Below are 21,659 nucleotides of genomic sequence, written 5' to 3'. Positions count from 1 at the left end.
GGGAAACCTCACGTGCACCGTCACCTTCTCACGCAGTCATTCCGGACCACGTCGCGACGCGGCCGTCGCCTGATCGAAGCGTGCGCCCTGCTTGCGGCTCTCCTCGTGCTTCCGACGGATGCCGCGGCCGGCGATCTGGCGGTCGTCAACGGAAAAGTCGTCACCAGCAAGGATGTCGATCAAGCCTTCCAACGGACCCGCTTCGCCAACGAGAAACGGACCGAAGAACAGGTGAAGCTCTTTCGGCGCCGCTTGCTCCAGTTGATCATCGACGACACCCTCGTCAACCAGTACCTCGACCAACGCGACATCCAGGTCGACTCCAAGGACGTCGACAAGCACGTCGCGACCTTCCGCAAGAGAATCGAAGCCCAGGGCGGCACCCTTGAGGAGTTCCTCGAGGAGATGAACATCGACGAAGACAAGATGCGGCAAGACATCACCAACATTCACCGGTGGCTCAAGTATGTCCGCAGCCAAGCCAACGACTCGGTCCTTCGCACCTATTTTGAAGCCAATGCCGACGCCTTCAACGGCACCCTCATCGGCGTCCAGCACATCCTGGTCAAAGTCGATGCCGACGCCGATCCGCAGGAGTGGGATAAGGCGCGTCAACGAATCTCCTCCATCCGCGCCCAACTGGCCAGCGGCGTGACCTTCGACGAGTTGGCTCGCGTCCACTCCGACTGCCCGTCGCGCGAGAAGGGTGGCGACCTGGGAAAGATCCGGCGCAAGGGGGACATGGCCGAACCATTCGCCGCCGCCGCGTTCGATCTCAAGGTGGGACAGATCAGCGGCTTGGTGAAGACCGACTTCGGCTACCACCTCATCAAGGTCACCGACCGGGAGCCGGGCAAGTCCGTCTCCTTCGAGACCGTGGTCGAGAGCGTCACCAGCCAGTATGCCGAGGACCTTCGCGATACCGTCATCGCCCGCATGCGAAGCAACTCCGAGGTCAAGATGCTTCGCTAGTCTCGCCGCGCATGGCGGGAGACACTTCCATTTCCCCCGTGAGCGACCGCCCCGTCCAGTGCCGCAGTAGGCACAGGGTCGCTCCCTTGTCGGGAATCGGATATCCCCGCGACAAATCGGGATCGGCGTGAATCGCCGGTCTCAGGTTCGGCAATCCGACACAGCTCGGGCACCCCTCTTCGCAGCCACAGTCCTCGACCATCCGACAGCTCATCTCCAGCAGTCGTTCGAGCTGCTCATAGCCACGCTCGGCATAGCCGAGCCCGTGGGGATAGCGGTCGTAGACGAAGAGGGCCGACGTCCCCAAGTTCGAGGAGTCGACGACGCCGCTGATGTCGCGCACGTCGCACATCGCCAAGAGGGGGAGCGCCATGACGAAGAGGTTGCGCGTCCCCGCCAGCGCTTCGCTCGGCCGGTACCCCATCGACTTGAGCAGAGCCCGGGTCTCCGGCCCCATCGCCAACCACAGCCCCGTCGTCGGTAGCGTCTGTTCGGGAATGTCGACCGGCCCCATGCCGAGGTTCTCGCGGGTCTCGAACTTGATCTTCTTGAACGCGACTGTCTTCCAGGTGACATCGACCATTCCGAACCCGGCCTCGCCATCCCCCCAGGGCTTGTCGCGGCGCCGCTCGCGCAGCTTGATGTTCGATTCCAAGATCGCTTGCGTGTAGTAGTCGGTCTCGAGCCGTTCGACGCGGGCGATCTTTCCCTCGAGATCGAGTTCGCGAACCAGGTAGGTCTCCGCCGCGTGCAAATAGACCGCCTCGGGGTAAACCAGTTCCGGCGCGCTGATGGCGTCGACGTTGGCGATCACCACTTCCCCCTCGGGCCGTCGCTCGATGATGCTGAAGGTGTTGTCCGCCATGTGCCGGAGACTGACGCCGACCGCGGGGTTGTCGGGACGCGCCCAGTAGTAGGCTCCACCCGTCTCGGTGAGCCGCTTCTCCTTCTGGAGTTGTTCGGCGGTCTCTTGCGTCTTCGGCCCGAATCGTGGCGGATCGTCCTCGTCGAGAGGAAGCTCGAACGCCGCGCAGGAGAGATGCCGCGAAAGAATGTATGGGTTCTCGGCATCGAGTGTCGCCGCCTCGGGTGACTGCTCGAAGAAGTAGTCGGGATGGCGCAGCATGAATTGATCGATGGGGTCGCTCTGGGCGATCAGGATCGACACGCTTGGCCCGGCGCGACGTCCCGCCCTGCCCATCTGCTGCCAAGTGCTCGCGATCGTTCCCGGGTATCCGATCAAGACCGCGGCGTCGAGCGAGCCGACATCGATGCCGAGTTCCAACGCGTTGGTGCTGACGATCGCTTGGAGTCGCCCCTCGAAGAGGTCGCGTTCGATGGCGCGGCGCTCGTCGGGGAGGTAACCGCCGCGGTAGGCCTTGACCTTGGAAGCGAGTCCCGGAGCGTGATGGGCGAGTCGCTCGGTCAGTCCTCGGTAGACCAGTTCCGAAGCAAGTCGCGTGCGCGTGAAGGTGATCGCACGGCCTTGATGGCGCAGAAGCGTTTGCAGCAGGAGCACCGCTTCATCCGAAGCGCTCTTGAGGGCAAGCCCACCCAGACCCGCCTCGGCGGGACTCCACAGGAAGATGTGCTTGGGCCCACAAGGAGCCCCGTTTTCCTCGACGACACTGACCGGCGCGCCGATCAACTCCTCGGTGAGCGGGCCCGGATTTCCCACGGTGGCGCTCGTCGCCAGGACCACCGGATCGCTGCCGTAGTGGTGACAGATCCGCCGCAGCCGGCGCAAAACGTTGGCGACGTGGGATCCGAAGATCCCCCGATAGGTGTGGACCTCGTCGAGAACCACCACCCGCAGATCGGCGAAGAAACGCGACCACTTGGGATGCTGCGGCAGCAACGAGACGTGCAGCATGTCGGGATTGGTCATGACGACGTTCGCCCGTTCCTTGATGGCGCGCCGCCTCGCGGTGGGCGTGTCGCCATCAAAGACGTCGGGACGGATTCGCTCCCGTAGATCCGGAGAGGCCGCCGCGAGCCGTTCGAGGCCGCCCAGTTGGTCGCGAGAAAGGGCCTTCGTCGGGAAGAGGTAGAGGGCACGTGCTTGGGGATCGAGAAGCGACTGTTCCAGCACCGGAAGGTTGTAGCAGAGCGACTTGCCGCTAGCGGTACCGGTTACGGTGACGATCGAGCGTCCCGAGCGGGCATGCTCGAGCGCGGCAACTTGATGGGTGTAGAGTCGTTCGATCCCCAGTCGTTCCAACGCGGAGCGGAGTCCGTCGGGCAGTTGGGGATCGGGCGTGGCGTAGGAGGCCTCCCGACCGGGAAGCGTTCTCAGTAGCCGTTTTCTCCCAGGAAACCGGGAGTCATCGATCAGTTCCGCGATGACCGCGTCGACATCCATGTTCACCATCCTGGCCTGAGCACCGCTGGTGCATCCTCGCAAGCCAGGAAGTGTACATTTGAATAGACTTCTCGGTCAAGCCGATTTCCGCTCGAGCGGGAAGTCGGCCCCGACGTAGCGGCGCCAGAAAGGCAGGATCGAGAGCTTCTTCTCCAGGAGTTCGACGTATTTGCAGACCGCGCCGAGTTGCTCGTGGGCTTCCACCAGCGCGGCATGATCGTGTTCGTACATCGATGGGAATGGCGCGAGCTGCCCAACCGCGGCATTGAGCTTCATGACGTCGTCGTTCTTCGCGTGCAGCGCGTCGACGGTCCGCTGGTACTCGTCCCAAAGTTCCTTCTTCTCCTCGCCGAGTTTCTGTTGGGCTTCGAGCAGTTCGACCTTCTCCGCCAACGCCGCCTCTTGGGCCTTGAGCAACTCGTCGATGTCGGCGGCCTTCTGCTGCAAGAGCCGTTCTTGTTCGGCGATCGCCTCGTCCTTGCGGCCGAGATCCTCCACGATGTAGCGACGGTCGGCGAGCATCTCCTCGATCTTCTTCTTGTACGTCCGCACGTCGGCCTCCAGGCAATCGCGCTGGTGGACGATCTCGTGGAAGTTGACGCCATGCTCGACGGCGAAGGCCTTTGTCTCCGCGCTGATCGAGCGTGGGAAGAGCAGGATCGTGTCGTTGAGCACCATGATCTCGTGTTGATCGCTGATGCCGCGCAGGGCGTCCATGACCTCGTCGAACGAAGGCCACTGCGAGCTGTCCATCGGGGCGGGCGGAGGACAGAGAAAGAAGCGGGCGTCGTCGATGATCAGAACACTCTGCTCGTTGAGGTGCCGCAGCGCCTCGATCTCTCCGATCAGCGGACACTGCGACGTGTCCCCGGAGGTATGATCGGCGACGCACCAGTGGGCGTCGAGCCAGTAGAGGACCGGGCGGTCGCGCCACGACTCGGCGCGGTCGCGCAGGTACTGGGCCGAATCGCCCTGCGCGGGATGGATCTTCTCGACGTCGGAGAAGCGCTCGCAAATCCGCTGGTGAAGCGGCTCGCTCAGCTCGACGGTGTGGATCTCCTCGAATCGATCGCAGATGCGGGCGACCGTATCACCCTCGAACGTGCCGGTCTCCACGAAGGTCGCGATCGGCAGGAGGCGCTGAACGTGTTCGACCAGGGCGAGGTCGATGGAGAAGTGAATCATGCCCATGGCATTCTCCTGGAAGGATAGGAAGTGGAGTGAATGTTCTTTTCATCTCGAGAAAACAGTTCTGTCTTCGAGAGCCCGCCGCGCTCGGCGAGCGACTGGTTGGCACCACGAACGGCTCACGTCCGATCGCGGCTTGCCTACGCCGAGGCCCGTCGTTCGGTCGACGAGCGTCCCCGTAGGGGGAGTTGTTGAAGCATCTCGAGCCAAGCTTCCAGCGGCTCGAGGTTGGCATCCCACGTGTAGGACGCGTCGATTAGCGCCCGGGCACGGCGAGCCATCGCGGCGCTCTCCTCCGGTTGCGTGATGACCTGCGAGATCGCCTCGGCGAGTTCCCCATCTGTCTGACGAATGAGGACGTGCTCGCCATCGGCAATCGAGAGTCCTTCCGCGGCGAGCGGCGTGCAGCAAACCGGCACGCCGGCGCTCATCGCCTCGAGGATCTTGTACTTGGTCCCGCTCCCGGTCTGAAGCGGAGCACAGATGACCGAGGTGTTCGCGAGATAGACGCGGACGTCCTCGACGCGCCCGGTGACGACAATAGTGTCGCCGTCGGCGAAATCGATCAAGTCCTGCGCCGGCCCAGCGCCGACGATGACCAAGCGGGCATCGGGGTGTTTCTCTCGGACGGCGGGAAAGACGCCGTTGACCAATCGCAGCGCCGCTTCGTGATTGGGCGGGTAGCCGAGGTTGCCGACGAAGGTGACGGTCGGACGCTCGAGTCGCTGACGTTCCTCGAACGAGAAGTACCGCTGATCGACACTGTTCTCGAGGACGAAAATCCGCTCGGGCGGGAAGTTGTAGCGTTCGACGAAGAGGTCCTTGTCGAGCTGGCTGACCGAGATGATCCCGTCGTGGTATTCGAGATTGTCCGTCTCAAATCGTCTGGCCCGCTCCGACTCGATCCGCGCCAGCTCCGCACTGAGCGTCGACGCGGCGAGCCGTTCGATACGAACCGACTCGACATCGTAGGAGGCCATCACCAGCCGCGTCTTGCGAGACTCCGCCAGCATCGAGAGCGCGATCGGATTGCTTTGCGGACTGACGAAAAGGAAGTCCCACTTGCCGATGCGAAGGAAGGACTCGATCTCCTCGGCGAGATCCCAGAAGGAACCCTGGGCACGAACGGCGGCGTCGCGGTGATAGCGATCGGCCCACTCATCCGATTCGGAGTACTTGGTCGAACCGGCCGAAGCACGCGCGAGCCACTGATGGGCCGGCTTGGGCCCGCGATAGCTCTCCAGGTAGGTGTCGAGCACGTTGTCGCGTCCCTGGGGCTCTAGGTCGTAGAGCGCGAAGAAGTCCAGTCGCGAGAAGGAGAGCAGCTTGCGCACCATGTGGAAGTCGCGAATCTCACCTCCGGAGTGCCCTGGCGACAGCGGCAAGAAGAACGAACAAAAGGCGGCTCGGAAGCGACCACTGCGCGATTCGATCGCGTAGTCGACCGGCGCCGGTGCCGTGGTCGTCTCGATGGACTCGGTTGGCGGCATTTCGGGCTTCTGGAGCAGGGCCCGTCCCCAGTGAACCAAGCGATCCCACCGACGCCGCAGCGACGATCCATCCAGCCTTGGGATGGTGTTCCCTGGCCAGCGAATCGCTTCGGGATTCATCATGCCCGTGGCGGCGCAGAACCCGACGAAGGCACTTGTCAGCCTATACCAGTTGTCGCGTGGGACGCCACCAAAGGTCCGCCCCATGTAGTTGTCGACGTAGTCGCGGAGCGTCTCGGCGAAGCCGGGCTGCCGCATACCGGGCCAATGCAGCCGACTGAAGCGGAAGAGCTCCACGAGGAACTTGCTCCAATCGCTCGTTTTGGACGACGCGTGGATGCGGTAGAAGGCCTGAACCCGTTCGATCTTCTCGATCTTCGCCGTCTGGACAAAGCGGAAGAAGAGCTCGAAGTCGAAGATGAAGTGGTACGACGTGTCCAACATCCCGCACTGCTCCAGCAATCGTCGGCGGAAAAAGACCGTCGGTTGGGGCACGGCATGGACGTACTTCCAGTAGGCTGGGATGAGACCCGCCGATTGGATCTCGCCGTAGTAGAGCCCCGTCTTGTGCGTGCCGTGATCGGCCAGGAAGAGCGAACCCTCCTCGTCGATGTACAAGGCGTTGCCGTAGACCATGTCGAGATCGGGATTGTCGGCGAAGGCCTTGGCGACATGACGCAGCGCGTCGGCGCTAAGCAAGTCGTCGGAGGCGAGCCAGCCGACGATGTCGCCGGTCGCCACCGTGAAGCCCTTGTTGATCGCGTGGGCCGGCCCCTCGTCGGGCTCGGAGACCCAGTAGTGCAGTTTGCGATCCCAGCGTTCGAGAACCTCGAGCGAGCCATCGGTCGAGGCCCCATCGACGACGATCGTCTGACACTTTGAATACGCCTGGTCGTCGATGCTCTCGAGCGTCTCCTCGAGGAATTCGACCTGGTTGTAGGAAGGCACGACGATGCTGATGGTCGGCAGATCGTCGGCGTCGTCACCGATCGGATCGCGGCGCGCGGGGGTCGACCGCTTTTGCAGGTAAACCTCGTCGCGTTCGTCGGACTGTTCGGGAAAGCCGTGATTGCCGCCGTAGAGCATCTTCCACCGATCGCGCAGATACTCGATCGAAGCGTAGGCTTGATGGCGCGCCGGCTCGATGTCGAGCGGAACCGCCACGTCGAGAATCGTCTCGAGGAAATAGTAGAGCGTTCCCGGGCTGAGCTCTTCGCCGGTATGTTTCTGAATCATCGCGCGGATCTCTTCCACGCGCACCATGCGCCCCGAGGCGGTCTTGGTCTCTTCATACTCGCGGCTACAGGCGAGGTACTCGTTGACGATCACCGCCGGCCAGCGGCGCGAGATCCGCAGGAAGAGATCCCAATCCATGCAGAAGCGAAGCGACTCGTCGAGTCCGCCGACGTCGTCCCACGCGCGACGGGAGAAGAAGGTCGCCGGCTGCAGGATGTAGTCCAAGCCGTAGAGCAACGCGTGTCGGTTCAACGCCATGTGGTGCCGCGCGAAGGGAGCATAGGTCTCCGTCGCGTCGGTGTAGCGCATCCCGTTGCCGATGTACAATCCGCGATCGGGATGGGCGCGGAAGGCGCGGGCGAGGGTCCAGAGCGAGTCGTTGTGGTAAAAGTCGTCGGAGTTGAGCCAACCGACCACTTCGCCCTGGCAGTGATTCATGCCCTCGTTGATGGCCGCCGATTGCCCCCCGTCGGGCTCGCTGCGCCAGTAAACGAGCTTTGATTCGTAGCGGCGGATGATCTCGACGCTATTGTCGGTCGACCCACCGTCGATGACGGCGACCTCGAGATTGGGATAGTTTTGATCGAAGATGCTACTTAGCGCTTCCTCGAGAAAACGTCCCTGGTTGTAGGAGGGGACAACCAGACCGATCTTGGGAAGATCCTGCATCAAGATTCTCCGTGTCTCGTTGCCGCGAGACTCTTGAATTCCCGCCGTGAAGCGTTGACGAGCACCGGTTCGAAGGGTCGCGGAGGGGCGACTCTCTCGATCTACGGTGGTCCGATCTCCCAGGCGGAACGTCCGTAACGGGCACTGCGCGCCCAAACCCGACTCGACGACGGGGAGAACCAGCTTCCCCCCACCACACGCGAGTCGTCACCATCGTCGTCCCTCGCGAGAAAGGCTTCGTCGCCGATCGGTCGCGAGCACGCCCATCGTTGGCATCCTCGACTTCTCGACCACGAACCTCATCCCGAGGGTGAGAATCTCCGCACGCCGCCCCTGCCCCCTTCCCCAACGCCGAGGCGTTTCGAGGAACGAGAGTCCCGGTGCGGACGTACGCTACCGTCCGGCGTTCGGTCACTTCACTCGCCGGAATCTAGGTGCTTCGTCTCAAGCTGCGCGCTCCGTAACTTTCGTGAGGGGGCACGTCACAGATTTGCCAATGTGTGTCAAGTCGAGTCGTCACTCTGCCGAGGACGGAATCGCCCTGGCCCTGTCTCCCGCGTTGACAAGAGTGGAGCTCCAGCTATGGTCGCCCCCGAAACAGAGTGTGGCCGCGTCAAATCCTTCGAGCGGAACCCATCATGTCCCAACGATCCTTCGCCATCGTCACCCCATCGTTCAATCAGGGGCGATTCCTGCGTCGAACCATCGAGAGCGTCCTTTCCCAAGACGTTGGCGAGCTCGACTATTTCATCGCCGACGGCCGATCGACCGACGAAACAGTCGACGTGCTCAAGTCCTACGGCAATAGGATCCGGTGGGTCTCGGAGAAGGACGATGGACAGGCGGACGCGGTCAACAAGGGGATCAAGGCAACCTCGGCACCGCTGATCGGGTGGCTCAACTCCGATGACGTCTACGAGCCGGGAGCGCTCGCGAAGGTCGAAAGCTACTTCGCCCGGCATCCCGAAGTCGACGTCGTTTATGGACGGGCTTGCCACATCGACGCACAAGACAGCATCATCGAGCCCTACCCGACCGAACCGTGGGACTTGGCACGACTCAGGGAGATCTGCTACCTCTGCCAGCCGGCGGTCTTCTTTCGGCGCCGGGTCGTGAAACGCTGTGGGGGGCTCGACGCCACGCTGCGCTACTGCATGGACTACGAGTATTGGCTGCGGCTCGCCGAGGGAGGATGCCAGTTCGCGGCGATCCCCTTCAAGCTCGCCGGCTCGCGTCTCTATCCGACGAACAAGACGCTCGGCTCCCGACTGGCGGTTCACGCGGAGATCAACAACATGCTGCTCGCGCGCTACGGCGCCGTGCCGCGCCGTTGGCTGGTCGGCTACGCCGTCGTTCTCATGCAGCAATGGGGAATCCCGACCAACGTTCGCTATCTATCGGGTCTCGTCCGACGGCTGGTGACGCTCTACGTCTTGAAGAAATGGCCGGTGCTTGTCGATCTGGACAGTGTCCTCGTGCAAACCCTCCGCCCCCGCCGCGCGGCCTAGCAGTCCGTTGATTTAAGCGGGCCAACGCGAGAACGAGCCATGTTGGCCAAGATCAAGGAGGAGAATCGCGGTCGAATCCGTAGTTTCGTCGAGGTTTTTCAACGCCGAGACTGGTCAAAAGAGCCGTTCGTCAACGGCAGCGAATAGATCGACGGGCTGGTGGGAGACGGGGTGCCTTGGCGATGCCCCTTCGTTGCATTGGTGCCGCCCATCCGGAATCCCGTAGTCCAATGCAATCTTCTCTGATGCTCCCTATTATCCAAGGGGATTCCATCTTGATGCTCCCCCTTATCCAAGGGGATTCCATCTTGATGCTCCCCCTTATCCAAGGGGGAGATAAGAGGGGGTCTTCTTTCCAAGGGCAACGTCGACGATTCTCGGAAAAGACGGAAGAGATACCGACCCCCCTTGGACAAAAGGGGGACAAAAGAGGCTCACCCCTTGGACAAAAGGGGGAGACGTTCGAGGACAAAGCGGGTCGTAGGCGAACATACCAAGACATAAGATCACGACCCGACCAACGCGGCCTAAATCGAGGCGAACTCATCGCCGAAGAAGGCGTCGAGCACCTCGATCCACGAGGCTTCCTCGTCCGTACTGCCGTCGGTGGGTGCGGCCGTCTGCTCGGCAACATCGACGCTCGTCGCTTCGGAAGAACTCTCCTCCTGCTCCTCTTCACGGTCCTCGATGACGTCGCCGCCCAAACCGACCACCGAAACGCTTTCGCCGACGCCCGATTCGAGTGGTCCGACCACCGCGTCTCCCGCGGCGCGGGAAGCGGTCGAGGAGAGGACTTGCTGCGCCGAGAGTGCCGACGTCGATTGTTGCTCGAAGTAGTAGAAGAACTCGCCCACCAACGGCAGATCGCCGATGTTCCCAAACCCGAAGCCCAGGTCCGCCTCGGCGCTGTAGACCAGGTTGCCGTCGATGTCGAGATCCATGCTCCCATTGCGGAAGATTCCGATGCGATCGAACCCGGTGGTGCTCCAGTCGCCGACGATCGGAAGGTCGCCCACAGTACCGTAGGCGGCGGTTACGTCGACGCCGGAAGTGAAGACAAAATCCTCGTCGACGTCAATCGCCCAAGCGCCGTTGAACATCGTGGCGATCTGGTCGATCCCGTTTCCATCGAAGTCACCGGCCACGGGAGTCGCCGCGGCGACGCCATAGGCGAACGTCTGATCGATACCGGCGTCGAAGGCGAAGTTGTTGTTGGTGTCGATGATGATGTTGCCTTCCCGGAAGATCGCTAACTCATCGACGCCATCACCGTTGAAGTCTCCGGCGAATGCCTTGTCTCCAGCCACCCCGAAGGTGAACGCGACGTCGACGCCCGACGTGAAGGCCAGATCGCCGTCGAGATCGAGGGCGAAGAGATTGCCGCGTTGGATCCCGATCTTATCGATGCCGTTGCCGTTCCAGTCCCCGACGATGAAGTTGTCGCCAGGCTGACCAAATCCGACGGTGAGATCGACACTCGCGTCATAAACGTGATTGCCGTTGATATCGAGGACCGCCGTCCCGTCGCGATAGATGCTCGGGATGCCGGTCGCGGTGGTCACGGGATTCGGCGCCGGCGGTGGCGCGGGAACCGAGTTCTGCGGCGTGAAGTCGCGTTTGAGGTTCAGGTCGCCGATCGTCACTTCTTGGACGGTGTTGATCCCGGCTCCGGCGATCGTGACGGTGTAGGTCCCAGCGGGAAGCTCCAGCGAGTAGCCGCCCGAGGTGCCTGTCGAGGTCGAGAAGACCTGCCCCCCGCTCGAGATCGCAGTGATGAAGACGCCTTGCAGCCCTTCCCCGACGCCGTAACTCCCCGAGGCATCGACATCGTCGTAGGCGACCCCCGTCAGGAACGGGTTGGAACTCCGGGTGCCGAACTCCTGCACGAGGAAGAGCGACTCGAATGTCCCCGACTGATAGGTGAGCGGACCGACCGGCGTCGCGGTGCCGATCTCGCGGTAGCCCTCATTGAGCATGTTCGTGCGATGGCCCCGCCCCTCAATCCCGGCGTCGACGAAGAGACCTTCAAAGAGCGTGTAAACGGTACTGAAGTTCGAAGTCCCAACCGCGAGGTTCTCGCCGATGAGCGTCCAGTCGTAGCCGGCCGCGGTCGCTCGCGAACTGGGGGACGAACCGGTAGTCGGATTGTCGTGGGCGAAGAAGTCCTGGGCGATCATGGCGTCGCCATGGCCGACGGCGGCAGTGGTCAACGATGCGTTGTAGGCGAGCGGTTGCTTGGAGTCGGCGGAAATGGTCCCGGCGGCGAGCCCTTCATTGAGATCGATCCCATAGAGATTGGCGAATCCAACCGGGTCGATTCGAGCGTAGTTGACCAACTCGATCGCGAGTTGCTGTTCCGCGGAAATGTTGAACGTCGGGACCCAGCGGTCCTCGAGTTCGTCAATCATCGGCTGGCAACGGGCGCTGCTGGGAGCAATGGGCGCCAACCGGCCAACCGTCCGGGTTACCGAATCGATCAAGAAACGTGAAAGCGAGCACGCAACATCATTCGTCATCGCGAATCCTTCATCAGACAAGACAGCGGTAGTCGAGACGGCTGCGCGCTCCGTCGTTCCCACATCCGTTGAAAAAACCAACCTCGCGAAAGGGTTCCTTCCTCCGGCTCGCCGATCGGCTGATCGGGCGGACCACTCGGAATGAGCCTGTCGCTCCTGGAATGCGGGACGCCGAAATTGACCGTTTCGAGAAACGTCGTTACCAAGTGGAAATTACTTGTCCAAAAGCGTCAAGGTCGAACTACCCCACTCACCCCTCACTCTGTTCGATGGACGCCGAAACCGTGGATGTCGCGACGCGGTGGGGAGACGAGAGAAAAGCAAGTACCCAACTACCAGAATAGTGCCCCTAGCGACTCGACGCCAAGGGGCATTCAAAGGAGTGATACTGAAAAAGGGGTGATCCCCGGACATGCCGCGTCGGCGGAATTGGGAAACGGCGCCGAATGGCACAACTGGGCAACGAAGAATGGGACGCGGGGGTTTTCTCCCAATGAGCGGGTCACCTCCAGTCCGCTGATACTGAAGGGAACCCGCCTCTCCTCTTGCACTTTGGCTTGCCCACCGGAAGTGACCGCTAACCAACCGGCGATGCCTCGCCTTCGAAGAGTTCGTCGAGCACCGCGATCCAGGGCTCTCCAGGCTCGCTCGCTACGAGATCGCGATCGCCAACGTCGTTCCGGCCGGTGGTTGTCGCGTCACGAGCAAGCGACGACGACTCTTCGCCCACGGCGGTCAGGACCGTGACGGGAGACGTGCTCCTTGTCTGTCCAGCCGCGACGGCGGAATGCCCCGTCTGGAGTGCCGCTTCGCGCGAACCCGTCGCGGAGAGGACCGAGAAGGGACCGCTCACCGCTGTGGTGAGACCTTCCGGGAAGAACCGACCGACCAGCGGCAGATCGTCGGCGTTTCCGAACCCGAAGCTCAAGTCGATCTGGACGTTGTAGGTCAAGCTCCCATCGATATCGAGATCGACCCCACCCTGGCGAAAGATGCCAATCCGCGCGTTGCCGTCGGCATCCCACCGCCCCAACAGAGGAATATCTCCCACCGTTCCAAACGCGGCGGTCGTGTCGACGCCAGGCGTGTAGACGAAGTCCCCGTCGAGGTCGAAGGCCCACGCGCCGTTGAACATCATCACCAGTTGGTCGCGGCCGTCACCGTTGAGGTCGCCAGCCACCGGGGTCGCCTCGGGGACGCCAAAGGGAAACTCGTGATCGACGCCCGGTTCGTACGCCCGAGAGTTGTTGCTATCGATGACCACGACGCCGCTTCGGTAGAGCCCGATCTCGTCAATGCCATTGCCATCGAAGTCGCCGACAAAGATCTTATCGCTGGCGATACCGAAGAGGAACACGGCGTCGACGCCCTCGTCCCACTGCCAGTTCCCGTTCAGGTCGAGGACGATCAGGTTGTCGCGTTTGAGTCCGATCTCGTCGGCACCGTCGCCATCCCAGTCCCCGGCGAAGAAGTGGTCTCCCGGAGCGCCGAACCCAACCGTGCGATCGACCGCGCCATCGTAGGCGTGGTCACCATCGACATCGAGGACGACAGTTCCACTGCGAAAAATGCCTGGGACGTCGACCGTTCCTGGCGTCGACGGTGGTGATGCTGGAGGCGATTCCGGAACGGCACTCGGAGGCGACGCGGGTGGACTGGAAGGCGGCGAAGAAGGCGGATCGGTCGGCGGAGAGGCGGGTGGCGACTCCGGAGGCGTGACCGGCGGTGATGAAGGTGGATCGTTGGGAGGATCGACTGGCGGTGGCGGCGGTGGATCCGAAGGGGGATCAACCGGCGGCGGTGAAGGTGGCGGGTCGGTCGGTGGCGGAGAGGAGGGCTCGTCGTCTTGCAACGTGAAGTCGCGTTTGATGTTCGCACCGTCGATGGTGATCGTACGCGTCGCGTCGATGCCCGCTCCAGCCACCGTGACGGTGTAAGTACCATCAGGCAACTCCAGCGAGTACCCTCCCGAGGTCCCCGACGTCGTCGAGAACTCTTGGTCGCCGTCGCTGGCCGTGATGGTCACGCCCGCGAGTCCTTCGGTGACCCCGTAGAAATCGGAACCGTCCGCGTCGTCGTAAACCACGCCCGTGAGAAAGAAGTCCGAGGAACGTCTTCCGAAGTTCTGAACGACGAAGAGGGCGTCGAAGGTGCCGGGGGATGTCGTGAAAGCCCCCACCTCCGCCGAGGCCCCAATCTCGCGAAAGCCTCCCGCGAGCATGTTGGTCCGATGCCCGCGTTCCGGAATTCCCTCGTCGACGAAGAGGAGTTCCTGTAGATCCGCGACGCTGTAGAAGCCGGCGCTGCCGTAGGCGATGTTCTCGCCGTAGCTGTTCCAGTCGTAGCCCGCGGCTTGCATCCGATCGCCGGGCGAACCGGTGCGCGGGCTCGAATGCCCGAAGAAGTCGAAGTCAATCATGTCCTGAGCGTGGACGTCGGCGGCGTTGGAGATTTCCTGGCTGATCGCGAGGGGTTGTTTGGGCGTTGATGAAATCGTCCCAGGGTCGAGCCCTTCGTTGAGGTCGATCCCATAGGAAGCCGCGACTCCAGCTGGGTCGGCGCGGGCCAGGTTGACCAGTTCAACGACCAGTTGCGCTTGTCCGGAGATGTTGACCACGGGAACACAACGTTCCTCGAGCCGGTCCAGCGCGGGACGATGGCGGCGAGGATCATTGGTGACAAGTTGACAAAGGGGAAACGCTCGATCGACACATAGCACCCATAGGGATGCTAGAGACGTCGCGGCTTCTAGCGGCATCGGAATGGCCTCGGCGGTAGTCGTCGTTGATCAATGGACGCGACGGGATCCCGTCGGCTTCATCAGGAGGGGGAGAAGTCGGGGGAGCGAAAAGAAGGATCAATTTCCTCTTTGATGGTGGGAGTATAGCTCGCAAATCGCGTCGAACGGGTCGCGACGACGCGTGAGAAGGGGACGCGTCAAGACGCGGCTGAGGCGTCATTCAGCGGCAGTGAATTCATGGAGAGAGAAGGTCGCGACGGCCAGCGAGTGAACCAATCGCACGGGCGGGAAGTCACGACTCGTTGGTCGTGTCCGGCCCGGTCTCATCACTCTTGCGGGTACGAAAATACCCACGAAGCGTCGGGTACGAGACCGACATGCAGAGCAAGGGCAACATCAAAGCACCGGCCGTCCATTGCCCGATGAAGGAGTCTCCGTCGGTATCCAGCGTCAACCATCCAGTGGAGGTGAAACCGGCAATTTCGACTTCCGCGGGGAAACCGTGCTCGGCCGCGGCGATCTCGTAGTTTCGGTGGCCGGAAAGCGAGTGACGAAGGGAGAGATTCAGGCGGAGTCCAAGCTCGCCACGCGGGATCTTGCGGACCCAGGCCTGTTCCGTCTCGGCGGCATCCTCGACGAGGAGAGCCGCGGAAGCTTCGGCACTGTCCCCCGCATGGTCCTCGGGATCATCCGAGCCCCCTTCGGCGGCGATGCTTACCGACGTCCAACCGTCTTCGCGCTTGTTGACGACAACTTCGTTGCCGTTGGCGGTCACCAAGGTATTCCGCTTGCCGGCTTCGGGGGCACGCCTCTTACTCGTCGCGCGGTTCGCGTAGGCACGCGTCTGCTTGGTGACGGCTTCGTCGTCGGCGTTGACGTCGATCATCGAACCGGCCGAGAAGGAACCGATCGCCTCCTCACCCATCTCCAATTCGGGGGCCTCGACCAAGTCATCCTCGACGTCGCGCTCGTCCTCTTCTTCCTTGGAGGGCGACTGACTCTTCGGCTCCTCGGGCGTGTCGGCGCCGCCACCGGACTTGCCGTCGCTGCCGCTGCCGGAATTTCCACTGTTCGGCCCATCGAATGAAGGATAGTCTTCGTCGGCAGGGTCGTCGAAGTCGTCGCCAGGCTCGTCGAAGCCCCCCTTGCCATGACCGATGATGTCGTCGATGACGATCTCGGTGACGGTATCGCCCGTGAAATCGATGACGATCACGTCGCCGTCATACTGTCCTCGGGGGCCAGCTTCACCAAAGTCGATGCCGTCCAAGTCGATCGGATCGAGGAAATCGCCTGGCTCGAGCACACCCTCGCCATCGAGATCGTCCAATTCGAACTCGCCGAGCTTCTCCCAGATCGGACCGAGCGACCGGATCGAGTACTCGAACGCGGCCGAGGAGACCTGAACGATTGTCTTGGTCGTCAGGTCGGGAGCGTAGGGTAAGGGCGAACTGATGACGCGGACCTCTTCCGACGTCTTGTCGTCCACCGACTGAAAAATGCTGAACATCGTGAGCGTGTCGAGCCGCTGATCGAAATCGCCCGCCACGACGCGGGTGACGAATTCCGTTTCGACCTCGGCAAAGAGCCCCACCAAGGAGGTCATCCCGTCGGCTTCGTACGTCTCGCGGCGAACGGTCGCCCACACCGTCGTCTTCGAGAAGGGCGACTGCGGGGCATGCGATTGCTTCGATGAAACCGTGTGCGGGACGAGAAAGACATCGCTCTCCTCGGCACCGACCCGAAGATGGGACGTGCCCGCCTCGGCATCAGCGGAGATATCCACCGGAAGCAGCACGTAGTTCGATGACGAAGGCGTCGAGGAAGCCAGTTCGAGCAGTTCCTCGCCACTGGCGTCGGTGACGGGGACAAGCATGTAGGCTTGGATACCGGATGATTCGAGGGAGGCGTTCCAACCAATGGGGCCATCCTCACCGCCGATCACGACGTCGAGGGCGGTATCGCCTTCCACCTGGTTGACGCTCGCGGTGAAGGCCACCACCTCGTCAGAGAATCCATCCAACTCGTGACGCTCGGGCGACGATCCATCCGCCAGAAATGAGTCGACATCCCCGACGTCTTGACCAGCGAGAAGAAGGTAAATTCCCTCGCTCGCGGCAACAGCGGGGGCGTTGCGTGGTTCCAATTGCTCCACGCCGACACGGGCGACCGATCGCCCCGTCCCGAGAGCACGCGCTCGACGCCGCTTCGCGTCCTTCGGCTGGTCAATTGGTGCGGCACCTGTCCAACAAGTCATGTCGTCAGATCGTGGAATGATTGATGTGCTCGCTCTTAGGTGAATGTTCCATCACGGAATTCGCATCCTGCTCCGCGAGAACCGGCCACTCTCCCCAGGCGATGGTACGATAAGAAATCCCGTCCGTAAAGAGCATCACCCCAAATTCGTCGATGTGACCCCTTTCACCCGCGTCTCCGGGAGCGATGGCCCAGGCAACATCGGGTCACCGTCGTACTCGCTTACCAACCAAGTGACGATTCCTCGGAGGAGGACCGGACGCGCCAAAAGAGAACAAGGTCAACGATTTCCTACGGCTTTGGTGCAAGGTTCCGCCGCCGCGGCGGTATGAAGGGTAAGGATGCTCGTCGCCGACCCGCGATTCGATGTCCGGTCGAGGCGTTCAATCCTGATTCAACTGTCAGAGAGATCGACACCCCGCCAACGGGATGGAGATTTCCACGCAAGCGAGTGTCGACGGCAAGTCAGGTTTGCCGTTCGTACTCGTGGAGGGGGGGTCTTCTCTTTTCCGAGGGGGCCGATCACAAACGAACGACCAGAATCACGAGCAAGCCCGGCAGGGTCGATGATGCGCGCCGACCACGGGTGTCGTGTTTGCTCGAGGACAGCAGAGGTGGGCGTCCGATCTCCCGGTGAACCGGGCGATGCCGCGAAGGCCTGGAGATTGGGATCTCGCGACGCCCACCAACGCTGCCTCCCCGACCTGCGATGCGCGCGAGAGGATGAAGCGAACTTCATCCTCTCATCGGCCGGGGTGCTCCCCTTTCCTGCGCGACCCCGAGTATAGACCAGATCGCCCCCCCATTCCAGTTCAACCACGATTTCCCGGAGTCTCGCTCGTTACGCTCGCGCCATCACTCCATCTCAAGTTGATCGTGTGAACTCCATGCTCGTCCAGCGTGAGTTCCTCGCTGCGCTACTTACCCCCAAACCCGACAACGGCTCATCCATCCCCATTCCCCTCAGCTTCCGCGACCACCGCGATCTCGACTTGACCCGTTTCGACGCTTCCTCGACATAACTTTTGGTCGAGTACCCGCGACATGGCGGCACCTTCACCAAGAGAGACAACCGATGGCCAAGCCGAGTCAGTGGCTCCACGAGCACGCGCACGATGTCACCTCCCAATTCGGCGAGGACGGCATCATCGAGAAAGCACTCGAAACCATCGGCCAGCGCGACGGCTGGTGCGTCGAGTTCGGCGCGTGGGACGGCAAGCACCTCAGCAACACCCACACCCTGATCGCCGACAAGGGCTACTCCGCGGTCCTCATCGAGGGCGACCCGCAGCGTTACCAAGAGCTGTGCGCTCGGCACGGCGAACGCGAGAACGTCGTCCCGATGAACGCCTTCGTCGGTTTCGAGGCATCCGACTCTCTCGACACGCTGCTCGACAAGACCGCGATTCCGAAGCAATTCGATCTTCTCTCGATCGACATCGACGGCAACGACTACCACGCCTGGAACGCCGTGACGACCTATCGGCCCAAACTGGTCGTGATCGAATACAACCCCTCGACCGCCAACGACGTCGACTTCGTCCAGGACGCCGACCCAACAATCAATCATGGCTCGAGCCTGCTTGCGCTCGACCGACTGGCCAAGGAAAAGGGCTACGAGCTGATCGCCACCACGACGACCAACGGCATTTTCGTCGACGCCCAGTACTTCCCGCTTTTCGAGATCGAGGACAACAGCGTCCGGGCAATGCGGACCGACGAGTGGTTGGTCACCCATCTCTTCTGCGGCTACGACGGGACCGTCTTCGTCCGTGGCTACGGCACCCTGCCCTGGCACGAGATCAAGTACAACGAATCTCGCATGCAGTTCCTCCCCAAGTGGCTTCGCAAGTACCCGCACAACTACTCGAAAACCCAGGCGTTCGTCGCCGACCTCTACAACCGCTGGTTCAACAAGCGCAGCGCCTAACCGTCAGCCCTCGCCCCAAGGACGGCACTCATGACTCGCGTTCTCGTCAACGATCACTGCTTGCTGCGAACCCGCACCGGCGTCGGCCAATACCTCGCGTCGCTCGTGGCCCATTGGCCCGAGAAAGCGACGATCCGGCTCGAAGGGATCAAGACCGGTCCCAATCTTCCCGAAGTCGCCAAGGAGTACGCCCGCTCCCAACTGCCCGATGTCGCGGGGATCGAGCAAGTGACGCTGCGGCCGCTGACGACCATCCAGACACCCCGGCCGAGTTGGAAAGCCGCTTGCCGAGCACTCGTCGAACCGGCCTGGTACGCTCTCAAGGAACAGCGCGTCCGACAGCAGTTCAAGCGTGGCGGTTACGACTCGTTCTTCGAGCCGAACAACATCCCCATCGCTCGCCTGGAACCGACGGTCACGGCGATGATGGATCTCTCGGTCCTCGAAGTGCCGCAGTTTCACCCGGCCAACCGCATCTCCTTTTGGACTCGGCGGCTCGGGCGTGCGGTGTTGTGGACCAAGCACTGGACGTGCATCTCCCAAGCGACGGCTCGAGCCCTGACCCGAGTCCTCGGCGTGCCGGCCGACCAGACGACCGTCACCCCTCTCGCCTCTCGTTGGGACAGCGTTCCCGTCGACTGGACCCCGCGGGCCGTGCGGGCCCAACTCGGCTTGGGCAATGGCTACCTGCTGCACCTCGGCACGATCGAACCGCGCAAGAACCTCCTGTTGTTGCTCGACGCCTACGAACGGCTCCCTGCGGAACAGCGGCGCCGCTGGCCCCTGATCTTCGCGGGTTCGCCCGGCTGGGGTGATGAGAGTTTCTGGACGCGGCTGCGCGAGCATCCCGTCGCCGGCGAGGTCTCCTGGACCGGCTACGTCAGCGACACGCAAGCCGCCGCGCTGATTCGCGGGGCGAGCACCCTGCTTTATCCCTCGCTCTACGAGGGCTTCGGCCTGCCGCCGCTCGAAGCGATGGCGCTCGGCGTGCCGGCGGTCTGTTCTCCCGCCGAGAGTTTGCAAGAGGTGTGTGGGGACGCCGCCCCGCTAGTCGGATTCGACGAGACCGAAGCCTGGTCCGAGTGGATGCTCCGCATGCCCGAGCCTGGCGCCGAGCGCGACGAGTGGATCCGCCGTGGCCACGACCAAGCTCGTACCTTCCAATGGAGCCACACCGCCAAGCTCCAGCACGACGTCATGACCCGCCACGCCGCGTAGGGATCGCGCATCCCTTCTTCGGCTACTCCCCGGTTGATTCAACCAAAGCAAGCCTGGAAAAACACACAACACCCCGCAAGGCTACCCCCTAGCCTGGAAGAGCACACAACACCCCGCAAGGCTACCCCCGGTTGATTCAACCGGGGCCGACGAAGTCGGTGGGAAGTCTCGAGCAAGACCCACACCCGCCAGCAGTCATCCGTCCCCGGCATTCAACCTCCGACCAAGACTTCTTGCGGCTCCGCCGCCCCGGTAGCACAGCAACCGGGGCTAGCCAATGTCAAGGGCGGCACAGCAACCGGGGCTAGCCTGGAAGAGCACCAAACACCCCGCAAGGCTACCCCCTAGCCTGGAAGAGCACACAACACCCCGCAAGGCTACCCCCGGTTGATTCAACCGGGGCCGACGAAGTCGGTGGGAAGTCTCGGGCAAGACCCACACCCGCCAGCAATCATCCGTCCCTGGCGTTCAACCTCCGCCCACGACTTCTTGCGGCTCCGCCGCCCCGGTAGCACAGCAACCGGGGCTAGCCAATGTCAAGGGCGGCACAGCAACCCGGGCTAGCCTGGAAGTCGGTGATCCAGCTTTCAGATTTTGCCCAAGATCATTTCCCGCCGATCGAAGAGATCGGAACCCCCACCTCTTTTCCAAGCTCGTACCAGCGGGCGGAACTCCATGGCCAATCGAGTGGATGATCCACCAAATTTGCGCGCACGGGGTTGGCGTGCATGTAAGCAAGCTTCTCCAACAACTTCGCGTCTTCGTACACGTTGAACACGTGGTACTTGGGCATCCAGAATCGTTCGCCCGCAGGGGCAATGTCGTGGTAGCGAACGTCGCCTTGTTTGTACCAGGAGCGAATCGAATGACTCGATAGCCGTTTCCATTCGTGCATGAACTTCGGGAGCCTCTCCGCATGTTCGAACCACAAGAGGACATGGACGTGGTTTGGCATCACGACAAAACCGACACACGTTCCTTCGTGGCGTTCCAGTTGTCGTGATAGTTCACCAATCACGATGCGTTTCGGTCGGTCAAGTGACAGGAGTTTTCGTCGTTTGTCGCAGGAGAACGTGACGAACCGGGCGTAGGGGCGATCATCGATCAGACTTTGACGAGCGGGCATCCCCTCGACTCCCTCTTCCTTGGCTACCCCCGGTTGATTCAACCGGGGCCGACGAAGTCGGCGGGAAGTCTCGGGCAAGACCCACACCCGCCAGCAGTCATTCGTCCCCGGCGAACATCCGTCCCCGGCGAACATCCGTCCCCGGCGAACATCCGTCCCTGGCATTCAACCTCCGCCCACGACTTCTTGCGGCTCCGCCGCCCCGGTAGCACAGCAACCGGGGCTAGCCTGGAAGAGCACCAAACACCCCGCAAGGCTACCCCCTAGCCTGGAAGAGCACACAACACCCCGCAAGGCTACCCCCGGTTGATTCAACCGGGGCCGACGAAGTCGGCGGGAAGTCTCGGGCAAGACCCACACCCGCCAGCAATCATTCGTCCCCGGCGAACGTCCGTTCCTGGCGAACATCCGTTCCCGGCAGCCAACCTCCGCCCGAGACTTCTTGCGG

General features: G+C 62.3%; 11 protein-coding genes. 4 read left to right on the top strand and 7 right to left on the bottom strand.

Annotated elements, in window-relative coordinates:
- Positions 1-12: 12 nt before the first annotated feature.
- Positions 13-972 carry a peptidylprolyl isomerase gene (locus Pan216_RS08770; protein ID WP_419193430.1) on the top strand — a complete coding sequence of 320 codons (960 nt, stop codon included), beginning with the start codon at positions 13-15 and terminating at the stop codon, positions 970-972.
- Here Pan216_RS08770 and Pan216_RS08765 read toward each other — a convergent pair.
- From Pan216_RS08765 to Pan216_RS08755, 3 genes are all read right to left on the bottom strand, one after another.
- Complete coding sequence (locus tag Pan216_RS08765; protein WP_419193429.1) at positions 956-3,334, bottom strand: DEAD/DEAH box helicase; 2,379 nt, start codon at positions 3,332-3,334, stop codon at positions 956-958. The two genes, Pan216_RS08770 and Pan216_RS08765, sit on opposite strands and share 17 nt — an antisense overlap.
- A 75-nt stretch (positions 3,335-3,409) precedes the next feature.
- Positions 3,410-4,525 (bottom strand): hypothetical protein, encoded by a 1,116-nt coding sequence (locus tag Pan216_RS08760; protein WP_145257628.1) that lies wholly within the window; start codon positions 4,523-4,525, stop codon positions 3,410-3,412.
- A gap of 137 nt (positions 4,526-4,662) precedes the next feature.
- Entirely contained in the window at positions 4,663-7,917 is a 3,255-nt protein-coding gene (locus Pan216_RS08755; RefSeq protein ID WP_145257627.1) for a glycosyltransferase, read from the bottom strand.
- Between the two features lie 638 nt (positions 7,918-8,555).
- Here Pan216_RS08755 and Pan216_RS08750 point away from each other — a divergent pair.
- Positions 8,556-9,425, top strand: a complete 870-nt coding sequence (locus Pan216_RS08750; protein ID WP_145257626.1) for a glycosyltransferase family 2 protein — start codon at positions 8,556-8,558, stop codon at positions 9,423-9,425.
- Between the two features lie 527 nt (positions 9,426-9,952).
- Here the strand turns inward: Pan216_RS08750 and Pan216_RS08745 are convergent.
- From Pan216_RS08745 to Pan216_RS08735, 3 genes are all read right to left on the bottom strand, one after another.
- Positions 9,953-11,941, bottom strand: coding sequence for a CAP domain-containing protein (locus tag Pan216_RS08745; protein ID WP_145257625.1), 1,989 nt, complete (start codon positions 11,939-11,941; stop codon positions 9,953-9,955).
- A 577-nt stretch (positions 11,942-12,518) separates the two neighbouring features.
- Positions 12,519-14,699, bottom strand: a complete 2,181-nt coding sequence (locus tag Pan216_RS08740) for a CAP domain-containing protein (protein ID WP_145257623.1) — start codon at positions 14,697-14,699, stop codon at positions 12,519-12,521.
- Positions 14,700-14,973: 274 nt separating this feature from the next.
- Positions 14,974-16,938 carry a hypothetical protein gene (locus Pan216_RS08735; protein WP_145257621.1) on the bottom strand — a complete coding sequence of 655 codons (1,965 nt, stop codon included), beginning with the start codon at positions 16,936-16,938 and terminating at the stop codon, positions 14,974-14,976.
- Positions 16,939-18,012: 1,074 nt separating this feature from the next.
- Between Pan216_RS08735 and Pan216_RS08730 the strand changes: the two genes are divergently transcribed.
- Positions 18,013-18,867 carry a class I SAM-dependent methyltransferase gene (locus Pan216_RS08730; protein ID WP_145257620.1) on the top strand — a complete coding sequence of 285 codons (855 nt, stop codon included), beginning with the start codon at positions 18,013-18,015 and terminating at the stop codon, positions 18,865-18,867.
- A gap of 30 nt (positions 18,868-18,897) precedes the next feature.
- Positions 18,898-20,085 (top strand): glycosyltransferase family 4 protein, encoded by a 1,188-nt coding sequence (locus Pan216_RS08725; protein WP_145257619.1) that lies wholly within the window; start codon positions 18,898-18,900, stop codon positions 20,083-20,085.
- A 604-nt stretch (positions 20,086-20,689) separates the two neighbouring features.
- On the opposite strand, the gene Pan216_RS08720 is transcribed toward Pan216_RS08725, so the two are convergent.
- Complete coding sequence (locus tag Pan216_RS08720) at positions 20,690-21,211, bottom strand: REP-associated tyrosine transposase (protein ID WP_145257617.1); 522 nt, start codon at positions 21,209-21,211, stop codon at positions 20,690-20,692.
- Positions 21,212-21,659 lie beyond the last annotated feature (448 nt).

Origin of the sequence: Kolteria novifilia (genome assembly GCA_007748055.1) — a bacterium.
GTDB classification, from domain to species: domain Bacteria; phylum Planctomycetota; class Planctomycetia; order Kolteriales; family Kolteriaceae; genus Kolteria; species Kolteria novifilia.
This window is presented reverse-complemented; position numbering and strand designations above follow the sequence as displayed.